Annotated in this window: 14 protein-coding genes; 11 read left to right on the top strand and 3 right to left on the bottom strand. The window is 45.5% G+C overall.

Annotated features, from left to right (window positions below; all coding sequences use genetic code 11):
- The first annotated feature begins 49 nt into the window (after positions 1–49).
- From ACT3TH_RS11910 to ACT3TH_RS11885, 6 genes are all read left to right on the top strand, one after another.
- Positions 50–1,075 carry a LysR family transcriptional regulator gene (locus ACT3TH_RS11910; RefSeq protein ID WP_444756048.1) on the top strand — a complete coding sequence of 342 codons (1,026 nt, stop codon included), beginning with the start codon at positions 50–52 and terminating at the stop codon, positions 1,073–1,075.
- 294 nt (positions 1,076–1,369) lie between these two features.
- The gene (locus ACT3TH_RS11905) at positions 1,370–2,641 is read left to right on the top strand and encodes an NRAMP family divalent metal transporter (protein ID WP_444756047.1); all 1,272 of its coding nucleotides are present in this window, start codon (positions 1,370–1,372) and stop codon (positions 2,639–2,641) included.
- A 346-nt stretch (positions 2,642–2,987) separates the two neighbouring features.
- On the top strand, positions 2,988–3,881 hold the full coding sequence (gene prpB / locus ACT3TH_RS11900; RefSeq protein ID WP_444756046.1) for a methylisocitrate lyase: 894 nt from the start codon (positions 2,988–2,990) through the stop codon (positions 3,879–3,881).
- Between the two features lie 59 nt (positions 3,882–3,940).
- Positions 3,941–5,068 (top strand): bifunctional 2-methylcitrate synthase/citrate synthase, encoded by a 1,128-nt coding sequence (gene prpC / locus ACT3TH_RS11895; RefSeq protein WP_444756045.1) that lies wholly within the window; start codon positions 3,941–3,943, stop codon positions 5,066–5,068.
- Between the two features lie 230 nt (positions 5,069–5,298).
- Positions 5,299–7,968, top strand: a complete 2,670-nt coding sequence (gene acnD, locus ACT3TH_RS11890) for a Fe/S-dependent 2-methylisocitrate dehydratase AcnD (RefSeq protein ID WP_444756044.1) — start codon at positions 5,299–5,301, stop codon at positions 7,966–7,968.
- A gap of 142 nt (positions 7,969–8,110) precedes the next feature.
- Positions 8,111–8,371 (top strand): type II toxin-antitoxin system Phd/YefM family antitoxin, encoded by a 261-nt coding sequence (locus ACT3TH_RS11885; RefSeq protein ID WP_444756043.1) that lies wholly within the window; start codon positions 8,111–8,113, stop codon positions 8,369–8,371.
- Here ACT3TH_RS11885 and ACT3TH_RS11880 read toward each other — a convergent pair.
- Positions 8,355–8,645: a type II toxin-antitoxin system RelE/ParE family toxin gene (locus tag ACT3TH_RS11880; protein WP_444756042.1), complete on the bottom strand. Its 291-nt coding sequence runs from the start codon at positions 8,643–8,645 to the stop codon at positions 8,355–8,357. The two genes, ACT3TH_RS11885 and ACT3TH_RS11880, sit on opposite strands and share 17 nt — an antisense overlap.
- A 17-nt stretch (positions 8,646–8,662) precedes the next feature.
- Entirely contained in the window at positions 8,663–8,884 is a 222-nt protein-coding gene (locus tag ACT3TH_RS11875) for a TA system antitoxin ParD family protein (RefSeq protein ID WP_021815393.1), read from the bottom strand.
- A gap of 113 nt (positions 8,885–8,997) precedes the next feature.
- Between ACT3TH_RS11875 and prpF the strand changes: the two genes are divergently transcribed.
- From prpF to ACT3TH_RS11860, 3 genes are all read left to right on the top strand, one after another.
- Positions 8,998–10,251, top strand: coding sequence for a 2-methylaconitate cis-trans isomerase PrpF (gene prpF / locus ACT3TH_RS11870; RefSeq protein WP_444756041.1), 1,254 nt, complete (start codon positions 8,998–9,000; stop codon positions 10,249–10,251).
- Between the two features lie 68 nt (positions 10,252–10,319).
- Positions 10,320–12,173: an ABC transporter ATP-binding protein gene (locus ACT3TH_RS11865; protein WP_444756040.1), complete on the top strand. Its 1,854-nt coding sequence runs from the start codon at positions 10,320–10,322 to the stop codon at positions 12,171–12,173.
- Between the two features lie 119 nt (positions 12,174–12,292).
- Positions 12,293–12,919, top strand: coding sequence for a GNAT family N-acetyltransferase (locus ACT3TH_RS11860; RefSeq protein ID WP_444756039.1), 627 nt, complete (start codon positions 12,293–12,295; stop codon positions 12,917–12,919).
- A gap of 83 nt (positions 12,920–13,002) precedes the next feature.
- Here ACT3TH_RS11860 and ACT3TH_RS11855 read toward each other — a convergent pair whose 3' ends face one another.
- Positions 13,003–13,776: an SDR family oxidoreductase gene (locus ACT3TH_RS11855; protein WP_444756038.1), complete on the bottom strand. Its 774-nt coding sequence runs from the start codon at positions 13,774–13,776 to the stop codon at positions 13,003–13,005.
- A 246-nt stretch (positions 13,777–14,022) separates the two neighbouring features.
- Here ACT3TH_RS11855 and ACT3TH_RS11850 point away from each other — a divergent pair, with 246 nt between their 5' ends.
- Both ACT3TH_RS11850 and ACT3TH_RS11845 read left to right on the top strand, forming a co-directional pair.
- Positions 14,023–15,420, top strand: a complete 1,398-nt coding sequence (locus ACT3TH_RS11850) for a DUF2868 domain-containing protein (protein WP_444756037.1) — start codon at positions 14,023–14,025, stop codon at positions 15,418–15,420.
- A 60-nt stretch (positions 15,421–15,480) separates the two neighbouring features.
- Entirely contained in the window at positions 15,481–17,169 is a 1,689-nt protein-coding gene (locus tag ACT3TH_RS11845) for a GTPase/DUF3482 domain-containing protein (protein ID WP_444756036.1), read from the top strand.
- The last annotated feature ends 16 nt before the right edge of the window (positions 17,170–17,185 follow it).

Raw genomic sequence — 17,185 nt, 5'->3', positions numbered from 1 at the left:
TGATAACGCCAAAAAACATAGAAATAATATAAATGATAGGTTTGAGGACATGGACTTAAAACAGCTTAAGGCATTTATAGTTATCGCCGATCTGCGAAGCTTTAGCGCAGCAGCAGCCCAAACAGGATTATCACAGCCCAGTCTGAGCCGTCTGCTCAAACAACTTGAGACGGACATGGGTGTAGAATTGATTGATCGCTACCACAGACCGTTAAATCTGACTGAAGCGGGTGCTTTTTTTTACGATAAAATCAGTACCATACTGACAGAGATTGACACCGTAACCAGTATGACCCAGCGGTTATCCGCTCCAAGTAGCATCTTAAACATTGGCTTTGTGCCCTCTGTGCTTTATGGCCTGCTGCCTGAAATTATCGCCAGGCTCAAACAATCCAGCCCCGACATTGAAGTCACTCTCAAAGACATTAGCTCGTACCAGCAAATGGATGCACTAAAATCAGGCGAGATCGACATCGGTTTTGGCCGATTTGCCCATCAAGATCCATGGATTCAACAAATCCTACTGCGTCATGAGCGGTATGTCGTTGCTCTGCCCAAATCCCATCCTTTGGCCCATATAAGCGATCAGCGCTTGATTGACCTAGCAAACAACCGCTTAATCCTATATCACCAAACACATTTACCGATAACCACAGCGTTAACGAAACCTAAGCCAGCAAGTGCTAATCTCACGGCCAATACCACCGTTAATCCAAAATCCAGTCGCTCAACCAAATCGGCAGCCTCTTTTAGTGAGCCAATTACTGAGCCTTTATTGCATTTGTTTGCACAATACGGCATTTCACCATTTACCACCACGACAGTCAGTGACTTACAAGTAGCCTTAGGATTGGTGGCTGCTGGTGAAGGTATTACGCTGGTACCTGCCAGCCTACAAACGGTGCGTACCGAACAAATCAGCTATCAACGCTTGGTGCACGAAAATGTCACCTCCCCCATTTACTTGCATACGCTTAAAGACTTTGTGCACCCCAAAATCTCCGATTTGCTCACGGCGATCTATCACGTGTATGAGCAGCGCGGTATTACGTATCGGCAGCAAAAATTTATGTGATGCTCTTAAATCATAAGATATTAGCTAAATAGTATGCTATAAAGAAACGCCAAAAATAATCTGTCCTAATACTTGATGTTAGCGTCTGATTATGATAGCCAAAAAGAATGGCAATGCAAACAAATAGTAATAATAACTAGAATAATCATTCTCCTGAATAGTATTGGTGTGCTAAAGTCGATACAAGATTAATCGTTTTATAAGCAAACAGGTCATAAAGCGGTTGTCTAATGATCATTGGCAAGCTGACACAGGTAAGTGATAATTTGCCGTTTTAACCATTTCGAGGTATTTATGACTGCACAACGAACACATGATCTAGATAGTGCTACCAGCCAGGAAGGCTTTAGTTGGCGCATCTTCGGTCCAGGGATTCTAATGGCCACGGCCGCCATTGGTGGCTCTCATCTGATTTCATCCACACAGGCTGGGGCCATCTATGGCTGGCAGCTGGCCATCATGATTATTTTGGCCAACGTTTTTAAGTATCCGTTTTTTCGATTTGCCACCGACTACGTCTACGATACAGGCGAGAGTTTGATTGCAGGCTATGCCAAACGCTCAAAGGTGTATCTCTGGGTCTATTTCATTCTTTCTGTACTGTCAGCCGTTATCAGTACCGGCGCGGTCTCACTGCTTGCCGCTGTGATATTGGGCTTTATGTTGCCAGAATCTTTGGATCTGTCGACGATGGCTCTGTCAGTAATCATCGTTGTTGTGTCGTGGTTTTTTCTGATTGCCGGACATTACAAGTTGCTTGATGGTGTGACCAAGTGGATTATGATTGCCCTCACGCTTGCCACGGTAGCAGCTGTTGTTATTGCGGCTGGCAAGCCGACAGTGATGGCTGTGGACTTTGTTGCCGCCTCACCTTGGAATCTTGCAACCTTAGGGTTTATCGTCGCTCTAATGGGCTGGATGCCAGCACCGCTTGAGTTCGCCGCGATTACCTCTATGTGGACATCAGCCAAAGTCAAAACCGATCACACCACGCATCGTCAAGGACTGCTTGATTTCAACGTTGGTTACTTGGTCTCCGCAATTTTGGCATTGTTTTTCTTGGCGCTTGGCGTGTTTGTCCAGTACGGCTCAGGTCAAGAGATCGAACTAGTGGGCGGCGCGTATGTCAATCAGCTGATTAACATGTACACCGCGACCATTGGTGAATGGTCAAGACTGCTGGTCGCCTTCGTCGCTTTTATGTGTATGTTTGGCACCACGATTACTTGCGCGGATGGTTATGGCCGTGCTAACGCTGAGTGCTGGCGTTTGCTCAAAGGTGAGAGCGAGATCAATAAAAAGCAAATCGCTTTTTGGACCACGTATGCCATCGGTGGCGGCTTGGTGATTATCACCTTCTTTACGGGTCAATTAGGTGCTATGTTGAAGTTTGCGATGGTATCAGCATTTGTGTCCGCCCCTATCTTTGGTTGGTTGAACTACTCATTGGTCACAAAACACAAGAAACTCTCGCTTGGTATGAACGCCTTATCTATTGCAGGTCTCATATTCTTGGCAGGTTTTGCCTTATTATTCTTAGCCAATCTCGCTGGCCTGTTTGGTTAAACCGTGCTTCACTAGAATACTCATACTCTTCTAAAATAAAGCCCTTGTAGCCTCGCTATAAGGGTTTTTTCTTATCTAAAATTACAGCCATATAGAAAGGCCTCTCTCTTCTCTTTGTAAATAAATGTAAAAGTAAAATTTACTGTGTCCCTTTATTTTATAAATACAAATAGTATAGGGAGCAAATGATTGATTTTCGGATAGTGCTATTCGAATATTAAATACTTTTAATTTTACTAATACAATATTAATTTATGCTAATCGAATTTGGCTTTGTAATCTCTAAGAATTGAGTATAATCGATACCAAGAAAGAGAATATTACCCTTCTATCTAAGGATCACGATATGACTGTAGCATCGGCTGGCGCGCGCTTTCGCAGTGCATTGAAACAAAAAAACGATAATAATCAACCATTGCAGATTGCGGGCGCGATTAACGCCTACACCGCGATGATGGCAACCCAAGTCGGTCATCAAGCCTTGTATCTCTCTGGCGCTGGCGTTGCCAATGCATCCTTTGGCCTACCTGATTTGGGTATGACCAGTCTGGATAATGTCTTAGAAGACGCCCGCCGTATCACAGATGCTGTCGATACACCACTACTGGTCGATATCGATACAGGGTTTGGCGGCGCATTTAATATCGCACAAACCATCAAAAAAATGGAAAAAGCGGGCGTTGCTGCCGTACATATCGAAGACCAAGTGGCACAAAAACGTTGTGGCCATCGCCCAAACAAAGAAATCGTCAGTATCTCAGAGATGGTCGATCGCCTAAAGGCGGCACTAGACGCCAAAACGGATGAAGACTTCGTTGTGATGGCACGCACCGATGCCCTATCGGTAGAAGGGCTGGACGCTGCGGTTGAGCGCGCCGTTGCCTTTCAAGAGGCAGGTGCTGACATGATTTTTGCTGAAGCGCTCACAGACATTGAGATGTATCGCAAATTCACCGATGTACTCCACATTCCAGTCCTTGCCAATATGACGGAGTTTGGTCAGACAGATCTCTATACCACAGACCAACTATACGGAGTAGGTGTCGACATGGTGCTGTACCCGCTATCGGCCTTTCGGGCGATGAATAAAGCCGCATTGAACGTCTATCAGCATTTATTGAACGATGGCACGCAAGACAAGGTCGTCGATACCATGCAGACCCGTATGGAGCTGTATGATTTCTTAAATTATCATGAATTTGAGCAAACGCTAGACAAATTGTTTGCCGACAATAAGTAAGTATGAGTCACGTTTTACTATCACAACCGTTAAAAAAGCCACCAAAAAAGGAATTCAACATGGCAGCACAGAAAGAACTTTCAGGCGCAGGTCTTCGTGGACAAGTCGCGGGCAAAACCGCACTCTCTACCGTTGGTAAATCAGGCTCTGGTCTGACTTATCGCGGTTATGACGTGTCGGAGCTGGCGGACAAATGCATTTTTGAAGAAGTGGCATATTTGCTACTTTATGGCAACCTGCCAACGCAAAGTGAGCTTGACGCTTATCAAACCAAGCTCAAACAGATGCGCGGTCTACCACAAGACCTAAAGGACGTGCTTGAGCGTATTCCTGCCAGCGCCCATCCGATGGATGTGTTACGCACCGGTTGCTCGATGCTCGGTAATCTTGAGACCGAAACGGACTTTGCTCAGCAAAACGATCAGGCCGATCGTATGCTGGCGGTATTCCCATCTATCATTAACTACTGGTATCGCTTTACCCATGACAACGTGCGTATCGAGACCGAAACGGACGATGACACCATTGGCGGTCACTTCTTGCATCTGCTTAAAGGTGAAAAGCCAAACGAGCTACACACCAAGGTTATGAATGTGTCGCTTATCCTATACGCCGAGCATGAGTTTAACGCCTCGACCTTTACCGCTCGTGTGTGTGCCTCTACTTTATCCGATATTCATTCTTGTGTCACAGGCGCGATTGGGTCATTGCGTGGTCACTTGCATGGCGGCGCGAATGAGGCGGCAATGGATATGATTGAGGGCTTTACCTCAGCGGATGAAGCCGAAACCGAGATGATGGCGATGCTGACACGTAAAGACAAAATCATGGGGTTTGGTCATGCCATCTATAGCGAATCTGATCCGCGTAACGTGGTCATCAAAGAATGGGCTGAAAAATTGGCCGCTGACGTGGGCGATGAGGTGCTCTACCCTGTCTCAGTACGCTGTGAAGAAGTCATGTGGCGCGAGAAAAAACTGTTCTGTAATGCCGACTTTTTCCATGCCTCTGCCTATCACTTTATGGGTATTCCCACCAAACTGTTCACGCCAATTTTTGTGTGTTCGCGCCTGACGGGCTGGGCATCGCACGTGTTTGAGCAACGTGCCAATAACCGTATCATTCGTCCGAGTGCAGAGTATACGGGTGAAGAGTTGCGTTCTGTGCCAGAGATCAGTGCGCGTTAAACGTCTTATCACTAGCCAGCGCAATTTTTATGCTGGCTAGTGATTCTATAGCGGTTAGGTCAAAGCCGTCTTTATACTTAGCCGTTACTCCGTTATCTGTTCAAACAACTTCTTTTTAATTTTTGCCAATATTTTTTTAGCAAAGCCTACTAACGCAAACAGTAGTAATGATGGTTTTGCTAAAGGAAGGATTTTTTCACATATAACCAGCCAACCTCCAAAGGTGACCCATGGACAACGCTCTAGTACAGCCAATGAACGATGAATTTAAAAAGCCCTTGCCCGGCACTGACCTATATTACTTCGATACCCGCGCGGCTATTGAAGGTATTGAAGCTGGCGCGTATGACAAGCTCCCGTTCTGCTCAAAAGTATTGTGCGAAAACCTAGTACGCCGTTGCCCGCCAGAGGACTTAACGGACGCGCTCAAGCAGCACATCGAGGGCAAGCAAGATCTTGATTTTCCTTGGTATCCAGCGCGTGTTGTCTGTCATGATATCTTGGGCCAGACAGCGTTTGTAGATTTGGCAGGTCTGCGGGATGCCATCGCTGAGCAAGGCGGCGATCCGTCTAAAGTCAATCCCATTGTGCCCACTCAGCTAATCGTTGATCACTCATTAGCTGTTGAGCACGCCGGTTTTGAAGAAGACGCGTTTGAGAAAAACCGCGCCATTGAAGAGCGCCGCAACGATGACCGTTTTCACTTTATCAATTGGTGTCAGTATGCCTTTGATAATGTCAACGTCGTGCCGCCCGGCAACGGCATCATGCATCAGATCAACCTAGAAAAAATGTCGCCTGTCGTACAAGTCGTACAGAACAAAGCCGGTGAGTCAGTCGCGTTCGCTGACACCTTGGTTGGTACGGACAGCCACACGCCAATGGTCGATGCGCTAGGTGTGATTTCAATCGGTGTGGGCGGGCTTGAAGCCGAAAGCGTCATGCTAGGCAATCCCTCCTATATGCGCTTGCCGGATTATGTTGGAGTTAAATTAACAGGTAAATTGCAAAAAGGCATTACGGGTACGGATTTGGTCTTGGCCATGACTGAGTTCTTGCGCGATGCAGGCGTGGTCTCTACTTATATTGAATTCTTCGGTGACGGTGCACGCCAGCTAAGCGTTGGTGACCGTGCCTCTATCTCCAATATGACACCAGAGTATGGCGCAACGGCTGCAATGTTCTATATTGATGAGCAAACCATCGACTATCTGCGTCTGACAGGCCGTTCTGAGGATCAAATCAAACTGGTTGAACAATACGCCAAGCAAACTGGTCTATGGGCTGATGGTATGCAACACGCTGAGTACGCGCGCGTGCTCGAATTTGATTTGTCAGCGGTCGTCCGGAATATGGCAGGCCCTTCGCGTCCACATGCACGCGTATCGACCACGGATTTGGTTGCCAAAGGCATCGCTCATGGTGCTGATGAAAAATTGCCTGAACCAAAAGATGGTCTTATGCCAGATGGCGCGGTGATTATAGCTGCTATCACCAGCTGTACCAATACTTCTAATCCACGCAACATGGTGGCAGCGGGCTTGGTTGCCCGAAATGCCAATGCCAAAGGCTTATTGCGCAAACCTTGGGTCAAATCCTCATTAGCACCCGGCTCCAAAACGGTAAAAATGTATTTAGAAGAAGCCGGATTGATGCCTGAGTTGCAAGAAATCGGTTTTGACGTGGTCGGCTTTGCTTGTACCACCTGTAATGGCATGAGCGGTGCGCTCGACCCTGATATCGAAAAAGAAATCATTGACCACGATTTATTTACCACTGCGGTATTGTCTGGTAACCGTAATTTTGATGGTCGTATTCATCCGTATGCCAAGCAAGCGTTTTTGGCATCACCCCCACTAGTTATCGCTTATGCCATCGCGGGTAACATTCGCTTTGACATTGAAAAAGACTCACTAGGTAAAGATCAAAATGGCAATGACGTTTATCTAAAAGACATCTGGTTCGATGATGACGAAGTAGATGCTATTGTCGCTGCTGCCGTTAAGCCTGAGCAATTTAACGCAGTTTATATCCCGATGTTTGACGAAGCCAAAAAAGATACTGGAAAAGCATTAAGTCCGCTCTATGACTGGCGTGATCAGACCACGTATATCCGTCGTCCACCGTATTGGGAAGGCAAAATGGCGGCGATGAATAAACTCACTGGTATGCGTCCACTCGCCGTATTAGGTGACAACATCACCACCGACCATTTGTCACCTTCTAATGCGATTTTGGGTGATTCTGCCGCGGGCGAGTATCTCGATACCATGGGTTTACCAGCGGAAGACTATAACTCTTATGCTACCCATCGCGGCGATCATTTAACCGCTCAGCGCGCTACCTTTGCCAATCCTAAACTGCTTAACGAGATGGTTCGTGATGGCGTTGATGGTAGGCATGGCAACGTGATTCAAGGATCGCTGGCACGTGTAGAACCAGAAGGTCAGGTCATGCGCATGTGGGAGGCGATTGAAACCTACATGAACCGTGAACAGCCGCTTATCATTATCGCGGGTGACGGCTATGGTCAAGGCTCAAGCCGTGACTGGGCAGCGAAAGGCGTGCGCTTGGCGGGTGTGGAAGCGGTCGTCGCTGAGGACTTTGAGCGTATTCATCGTCAAAACCTTGTCGGCATGGGCGCGCTCCCGCTACAGTTTGAAAAAGGAACGACACGCAATACGTTACACATCGATGGCACAGAAGTGTTTGATGTCAAGGGTGATGTCTCTGCTGGCGGGCTGATGACTTTGGTCATTCATCGTACGGATGGCAGTACTACTGAGACGCCTATTATCTGCCGCTTAGATACGGCTGACGAAGTCAAAATGTATAACGCTGGCGGCATGCTACAGCGCTTTGCTAAAGAGTTTATCGAAGGGACGTTAGATATTGTTTAGGTTGTTTGAGGTTTAGCATGACCGGCAAGCAAGTATAAAAGCGCCGATGTTGTATAGCTTGGTTATATGACATCGGTTTTTTCGTTGATAGTAACGGATATTTGTATGATACTTTATAGAAGTTATTACTAAGAGAGACTCTATGAAAATTATCAGCTTTTCTGAAGCAAACAGAGACTTTCAAGCTGTCTTAGATACAGTAAACGATGATGCTAATATAGTTTTTATAAATCGTCAGAATGATAATGATATGGTTGTCATGTCGCTTGCTCATTACAATGGCTTAATGGAGACACTTTATTTATTAAAGTCGCCTGCTAATGTAGCTCATCTAGCGACGTCTATCGCACAGTATCGAGATAAACAGATTCAGAAGAATCTCCATGCTAAAGTATCAATTTAACGTCGCGATAAAAATTTTCGTGTGCCCCTATCATTAATAAAGTTAGAACCAATTCACCATCATCAATTTGATAGGCTAGTAGCGTTAATTGCTTTACCATTTTAAACTTATAAACACGTACAGAGGACAAGTCACCTACCTTCTGTGTACCTAGATTAGGGTCATCAACGATGGCACGTATAGCGTCATCTAAATCAGACTTTTGATTTTTGTGTAATTTTTTAACGGCTTTTTTAAAGCTATGTGATTGGACAATACTTAAAGATGACTTCATTATTTTCCCAACATAAACTATCCAAATTCGAAAGGCTCAACCATACCAGCATCGACTTCTGCTTTAGCAATTAATAACTGGCGTACAAATTCATAGGATAGGTCAGGATTATCTTCCATAATTTGACCGATAGTCGCCCAATGTTCAATTTGCTTTGGTGGTGTACGATGTTGAGCTTTTGCAATTGCATGTGCTTTATCGACTAACGATCGATCGAGTCGGATACTGGCTGTTGCCATAACATTCTCCTAAATAAGTTAAAACTCAGTAAGTTATACCGTTGTGGTATTTTACCACAAGTATTAGATATTACCGAATCCCATTCTGATAAATTGAAAAAGGACTTTCTATAATGACCGAATCAAATCAAATTTTCAGCCCACAAATCTCCGTCCCCGCCACTTATATGCGCGGCGGCACTTCAAAAGGTACGTTCTTTAAATTATCCGATTTGCCTGAGCGTTGCCAAGTGGCTGGCAAGGCGCGTGACAATTTCTTATTGCGAGTCGTCGGTAGCCCAGATCCATATGGCAAACAAATCGATGGTTTGGGTAATGGCAGCTCTAGCACATCAAAAACCGTGATTTTATCAGCCTCTGACAGATCAGATCACGACGTCAATTATCTGTTCGGACAGGTCAATATCGCCAAGCCAATGATAGATTGGGCGGGTAACTGTGGTAATTTAACCGCAGCAGTTGGTGCTTGTGCCATTAACATGGGTCTGGTTGATGCGGACAAGATTGCTAACAGCATCGATGACAACGCAGATTGTGGTATTTGTGAAGTGCACATTTGGCAAGAAAATATCGGTAAAACCATTATTGCCCATGTTCCAGTCTATAAAGGTGCACAAGGTAAGGTACAAGTTCAAGAGACGGGCGATTTTGAATTGGATGGTGTCACCTTCCCTGCTGCCGAGGTCAAGATTGAATTTATCGATCCTGTCGATTCCTCAAGTGACATGTTCCCCACTGGCAATTTGGTCGATGACTTCGATGTGTCTGGCTGTGGCTTAGAGACGGATAGCGTTAAGGCGACCTTTATTAGCGCAGGCATTCCTACCATCTTTATGCATGCAGAAGATTTAGGGTTTACAGGGACTGAGTTGCAAGCTGACATTAACAGCGATAGTAATTTGCTTGCCAAGCTGGAGAAAATCCGTGCCAAAGGCGGTGTCGCTATGGGACTATTCCAAGACATAAGTGAGGCTCAAACCAGCCAACATATTCCTAAGCTTGCTTGGGTAGCCCCTGCCCAAAGCTACAACGCCTCTAGTGGCAAATCGGTCGATGCGGATGAGATTGATTTGGTCGTGCGCGCCATGAGTATGGGGCAGTTGCATCATGCGATGATGGGTACAGCCGCAGTGGCAATTGCCGCAGCAGCAACCACGCAAGGCACTTTGGTCAATAAAGCGGCTGGCGGCAGTCAATCTACAAAACAGCTGTCAGAAGTGCGCTTTGGCCATCCATCTGGCACCTTGTTAGTTGGCGGCAAAACAGAGCAAGTCGATGGGCGCTGGCAGGCCAAAAAAGTCTCGATGAGCCGCTCTGCTCGCCGTATTATGGCTGGCGAGGTGTTTGTACCAGCGGATGCGTTTTAAGCCATTTCGCCTCTGTCGTCCTGTTATTTGATATGGCTTTTTTGGTCAATTTCCTTTAACCTAGCCAGATGTCAACCACACCAAATCTTAGTAAATCCCCATTAAGTAAAAAACCGCCGCTCAAAAAAACAGAGCGGCGTGCTTTGCTATGGGATATCCTAAAAAAATTAGCCGTCTTTGCCGCCCCTTATAAGACGCTGATTGTCGCCACCCTCATTTTGACGGTACTTGGGTCTTTTACCGCACAGGTGAATGCCTTTGTACTGCGCTACGCCGTTGATACCTTGACCGAAATCGCTACCCTGTCCGAGCCTTGGGCGGCTGGCGTACGTATGTTAACGATCATTAGTGCTGTGTTATTAACGAAAGAGATACTGTCGATATTCATCTCGTTTGGCCAACGATTTTTTGGTGAAAAGATCCGTATCAATCTGTCTCGGGATTTGTCACAAAAAATCATCGAGCGTATTTTGACGTATCGTATGTCGTTTTATACCAGTAGCGAGAATGACAGCGGTAAATTGCAAACCCGCATCGACTTGGGTGTTAGTAGTCTCACGACCCTTGTCCAAAACTTTTTTATCGACATGCTGCCGCTGTTTGCTAGTGCCATTGTCTCGCTCGTTATTATGTTTTCGACCAATTTTTGGATCGGTTTGGTCGGTCTGTTTATCATTCCAATTTACTTTTTTATCAGTCAAAAACAAGCGAGACGTCTGCAAGGGTTTCGTCGGCAGATGCGCGGCTTCCGAGAAGCCAAAAGTGGTTTGGTGATCTCTCTCATCAACTCGATCAGCGTGGTGAAATCGTTTGTCCGTGAGTCGATAGAGGCTGAGAAACATCTCGCCATTCAAAAAGACATGACCGACAATCAGCTGCGTATTCGTAGTATTGGGTTTATTTATGATGCTATCAAAACCTTTATTGAACAAATTGGCGTCGTAGCTATTATTCTGCTCACCTCTTACTTTGTACTAAAAGGCGAGATGACCATTGGTATGATTTTATTTCACGTCATGCTGTTTCAAAACGTCGCTGCCCCTATTCGTCAGCTGCACCGCATTTATGATCAGATCAATAATGCATTGACCTATGCTGAAGGGTTTTTTGATATTTTGGAAGATGACAAACAAGTTGAAACGATCGATGGCATGAAAAGCCATGACTTAAGAGGTCATATCGAGCTTAAAAACGTCGACTTTACGTATCCCAATGGCACGCAAGCGTTAAAAGATGTCAGCTTTACCATTAGACCCAATCGCATTACTGCGTTAGTCGGTTTAAGCGGTGCTGGCAAGAGCACGATTATCAGTCTGCTGGTAAAATTTTACGCGCCAGATGCAGGCAGAATACTGTTAGATGGGCGCGACTTGGCTGAGTGTGATACGCATGAGTTGCGTGAGCGCATTGGCTTGGTGTTACAAAGCAATCATATTTTCTCAGGGACAATCAGTGAAAATATCCGCTATGGTAATATCGAGGCGAGCATCGATGACATCATTGTCGCCGCCAAAAAAGCGTCCATTCACGACCAAATTATCAAGTTGGCGGATGGCTATGAAAGTACGGCAAAATCTCTGTCGGGTGGTCAGCAGCAGCGTATCGCGCTGGCACGAATGTTCTTAAAAGATCCACCGATTGTGTTTTTGGATGAGCCTACGGCAAGCCTTGATGCCATCGCTAGCCAACAGGTCAAAAAGAGCCTAGATTTGATCAAAAAAGACCGCACAGTGATTATGGTCTCGCATAATATTGCACAAATCATCGACGCCGATGACCTTGTGGTGATAGAAAATGGGCAAGTGGTAGAAACTGGTACTCACGAAGCGCTATATGCAAAAGGCGGCAAGTACTTTGAGATATTTAGTGCCATGTCCGATAGCTTAAATTTGGAAAAGATCAGTCAAACTATCAATGGTTGATAAGCATTTATATCGTTATAATGCCCATTATTTGAAACAGCATAAATATGGTGTTTTAACTGTATTTTCGCTGACTTTACCTCTCATTCAATAACCGATTTGCCAAAAGCCGCTGAATTATGACCTACGAATTTTCTATCAAAACGTTTGATGAGCTGACCTCAGTTGATCTTTACCATATCTTAAAAGCGCGATCACAAGTTTTTGTGGTTGAGCAAAACTGTGCCTACCAAGACATGGATGAGGTAGATTTTGATTGTCTGCACCTGATTGCCCATCAAAATCAAGCCTTGGTTGGCTATTGCCGCATTATTCCGCCTGAATTCAATAAGCTTAAATCCAATCTTAGTGTAGACGCGCCTGGTATTAAGTCCAGTAACACCTCTATGCCAGCCATTGGTAGAGTGCTTGTACTGGCCGAGCACCGAGGTGACGGGCTAGCAAGACAGATAATGACGCAGGCGATTGCGCATTGCCGCAAAAAATACGGTAAAAAGCGACCCATTATCATCTCTGCCCAAACTTACTTGCTCGGTTTTTATGAGTCGCTTGGTTTTGTGCCTGAAGGGGATCGTTATCTTGAAGAGAATATTGAGCACGTAAAAATGGTGCTGTACGTTGTCAAAAAGACCAAAGTCAGAAAAGAGAGCGCACATACCAGCACAACCACGACCAAGATTCTCAGCTTTCTGCTGTTTATCATGGCCGCCTTGTTTATTTTAGGTCTGCTTTATTTAATGATTTAAACGGCTTTATAGAGTAGTTTGTGGCGAGATGACATGTTAGTTCGCCACATAATATCAGTTATCAATTCTACTATCCTTTATCCTTACCAAGGTATGGACTCATTTGCCCAATCGACAAAGCTTCCTGATTGCGCCGCTGTCATCTTGTTTAGGACCTCCAATAAACACTCTGCACTATAGGCTGGCGAGAATAACTGTCCGTCAGCCACGTTTCCTTGGAACGGCGCAGACAATTGAGTGTTCACAGTACCGGGCTGCATGACCACGACGCACACGTCTTTAAGTGACCTTCCCCATTCGATACTCAGATTTTTCATCCCCATATTAAGTGCCGCTTTACTCATGCGATAGCTATACCAACCGCCCAGTTGATTGTCACTGATGCTGCCAACTCGCGCCGAGATCGTCGCAAAAATGGCAGGATTATCCGTACTCCGCTGGGCTTTTGCCAATAGCGGTTTGATATGTTTGGCAATGAGTAAACTTGCCAAGGCATTCACTTGCATATTCTGCAAAAAAAACTCAGTCTCAATCTGCCGCAATGCTTTTTCTGGTGGCTGCGTGGCCGTGTGTAATAAGCCCGCACAGTTGATGACCCAGTCAATGTGCGGGGTTTGCTGTTTGATGACGTCGCTTGCTTGTTTGATACTTTGTTCGTCACAGATGTCCATCGGTATCCAATGCAGATTGTCTGCTGCAAAATCAGGCACGTTTTTATGATATGTCGCAAAAATTTGGGCGTTGTCATTGTCATTAGATTGATCACTATGGTTATTCGTTCTGTCAATCAGTTGTTCAACCATGGCTTTGCCGATACCGCCTGTACCACCGATAATGAGATACGTTTTATTATTCATAACCTTTCCCTTTTTAATTATTTAATCGATTTTTCATCACCTTTTTCGTTATCAGCATTTCTTTGATGAGTAATTCTGGCTGATTTCTATTGCATTTACTATGATAGAAAAGCATCAAACACGTTCATTTGTAAATAATTGGTGACCGTCATTTCAAAACAACAGCAGTCATCGCCACTATATGTACGTTACAATTACGAAAGATTCACTCTCAAATGAACGCTTTTATACGGATGTTATCGCACTATGCTATCCCCCCAAGATCAATTGACTGAGTTGGTACGCACGCTTGAGACTCAGCAGCATGTTTTTGCCACTGATCCGCTACTTATCACTGAAAAGCTGCAAAATGAGGATGGCAAACCTCTTCAAAAATTGCATCGAAGGGCTTCTCGTATCGATAGTAACGGTGCGCTGGCGCGAGTGCTGGGTAAGATTGACGCCCGTATCAAAGGCATCATGGTTGTTATGAGTGTGGTGTGGTGCATTTCAGGGTTTTTGGGGCTATTTACCTTATTACAGACCAACGTGGTGAATTTCTTTTATGTCTTGGTCTGTCTGCTAGGTTTTCATACCATCATGTTGGTAGGCTGGCTGCTGATGACTTTGCTGAATCAGGGTAAGCAGTCTTCGAACTGGTTTGCCAGTTTTGTCAGCCCCAGTTATCTTATACGCGGTAAAGACGATGTCACGCAAGCAGCGGTGGACTTGTACGAACGTCAATTGCAGCATAGCGGTATGCGCTGGTATCTCGGCCGATTTAGTCATCAATTATGGCTAGCAACGTTAACAGGCATGCTGTTTGCGATTATATTTTTACTCATCGTACGTCAATATAGTTTTAGCTGGGAGTCAACCCTGTTATCTGATCAGGCACTTATCAGCTTGACTCAGGTACTGGGCTGGTTGCCAAGTATGGTGGGATTTAATGTGCCAGACAGTACGGCTATCGTACAGAGCCGGTTGGTGACAGATGCAATGCCATTGTCTGTCGCACGGCAATGGGCTGGGTTATTGGTTGGCAGTTTACTCATGTACGGTATTGTGCCGCGAGCAGTAGCATGGATGTTTTGTGCTCTCATGTTTCGCCGCAAAAAAATGCGTTTGGACATCAAACAGCCTTATTATCAAAAGATACTGAACTTTTGGCAGCGTCAAGTGGTTGATAAAGATGACTTTGAGGCAGCACCGGCACCTATCGCTCCAAAAGCGACGGTCAGTGCTGGCAAGAAACTGGTGGCCTTGCTTGAATATCCCTCAGAACAAGAACAATGGTGGTTATCAGGTATCAATACGGATTTTGATGGCAATAATGACGTTGAGAACTTTGGGATTGTAGACGACCGTGACGACATGGCACGATTGAAAACTTACTTAGACAATCATCCTGTCCAAGTCTTGCTTGGTATTCATGAGAAGGCACTGCCTGACCGTGGCACATTGCGTAAACTAGATCAAATCGCCAGTCATGCCAAAGACGGACTGATTGTACAGCTACTGGGTGAGACTGGTTTGATTGCAGATAAATCGGAGCAGGAAACGGCTGGATTAGAGCCGGTATCAGAAAATAAAAACATGCGTTATCAGCAGTGGCAAACCGCACTCTCCGCGCGAAACATTGGCTTAGTGACTGATAATAAATAGTGATGTTTCAACCTAAGAATACGGACAGCACCTCATACATAACGACTATAAGACTCTATTATGAACAATAATAATGATAAAAATTACAATCAAAAAAACGATAGTGATAAAGCATCTGGTCTTTTCGGAGAAAAGGCTGAACTAGATTTAGAGTCCTCGCCTAAGCCTGACTATCAGTCAAATCAAATAATTGCGGACGATAATGAACCATCAGTTGACGAATCCATATTAAACAAACATGCCAAGCCTAATCATAGTGCTGCTAAAAAAACCATTGCCAGTGGCGAGGCGCTTAAATTAGCAGTCGTCGGTCATACCAACACGGGTAAGACCTCTATCTTGCGTACCTTGCTACGCGATGTGTACTTTGGTGAGGTAAAAAATGAAGCTGCGACCACACGTCATGTAGAGCAAGCCCAACTGACGGACAGTCAGACGGGTGAAGTGTTGGTAACATTGTATGATACTCCTGGTCTGGAAGATGCATCAGGACTGATGGACTGGCTTGAGGACAATACCGCCAGTCGCCGTGATGGAATTGAGCGCTTACAGCAGTTTTTGGTATCAGATATTGCCAAAGGAGCGGATCAAAACCATTCAAACTCTCATCACTTGCAAGACGACGACTACAGCCAAGAGGCTAAAGTTATTCGTCAGTTGCTGGCAAGTGACATGGCAATCTACGTGGTCGATGCGCGTGAGCCAGTGTTGGGCAAATACAAGGATGAGTTGGCTATTTTGTCTTGGGCTGCGATACCTGTTATGCCAGTGTTTAATTTTACTGACAGTCAAGGCGCCAATATCGACGAGTGGCAGACGATGCTGGCAAGACGCAATTTGCACATATCAACACGTTTTGACTCAGTCGCGTTTGAATTTGAGGATGAGATGCGCTTGTGGCAAAACCTTGCCACCATGCTTACCCATTCTGAGATGCTTGAACAGCTAATGGTACGCCGTACCGCAGACTGGGCTCAGCTATATGACGAAGCCAATATTATCATTGCTGATTTTTTATTAAATGTCGCCGCTTTTGTTCGCGAGATCGCTGACGATGATGACCCCATGCCCATATTGCAACAGATGCAAGAAGCTGTTCGCCAAAGTGAGCGTACGATGCAGCATAACCTGCTTAATTTATATAAGTTTTATGATAATGCGGTTGCCGCGACCCCACTTGAATTGCAAGCGTACCAGCAAGATCCCTTTGATCCTGAGCTCCTCAAAAGCTATGGCATTCGCACGACGTCTGGCGCAGCAGCTGGCGCACTATTAGGGCTGGGTATTGATGCAGCAGTACTAGGCACGACTTTAGGGTTAGGTGCAGCCATTGGCGGTATCGCAGGTGGATTGTTATCCAATACCAGCAGTATTGCCGATAAAATTACGGGGGTAAAACGCTTGTACATCGACCCTGCTACGCTGACCCTTTTGGCCACTCGTGCGATGGACTTGCTGACAGCGCTGCGTCATCGTGGTCATGCGGCAACGGACGCCACTCAGTTGTTATATAAGGGTGAGAAAAGTATTCACGCATTATCAACATCAACTGATGATAGCGTAGATGAAGACAATCACTTAATTGCTCCGTGGCCCACGCACAAACTGCCAAGTGAGCTAAAAAAAGCACGTGGCAAACCACAATGGTCATCGCTTGCGGGTGGCAAATCCGAGCAGGCGCAGTTGCTACGAGCAGACATGGCATGGGCGCTCTCTAGCAAACTGCAATCAGATAAACGCAAACATTAATTGCTTGATAGATCTA

Source organism: Psychrobacter sp. AOP22-C1-C5 (assembly GCF_052378885.1).
Taxonomy (GTDB): Bacteria; Pseudomonadota; Gammaproteobacteria; order Pseudomonadales; family Moraxellaceae; genus Psychrobacter.
This window is presented reverse-complemented; position numbering and strand designations above follow the sequence as displayed.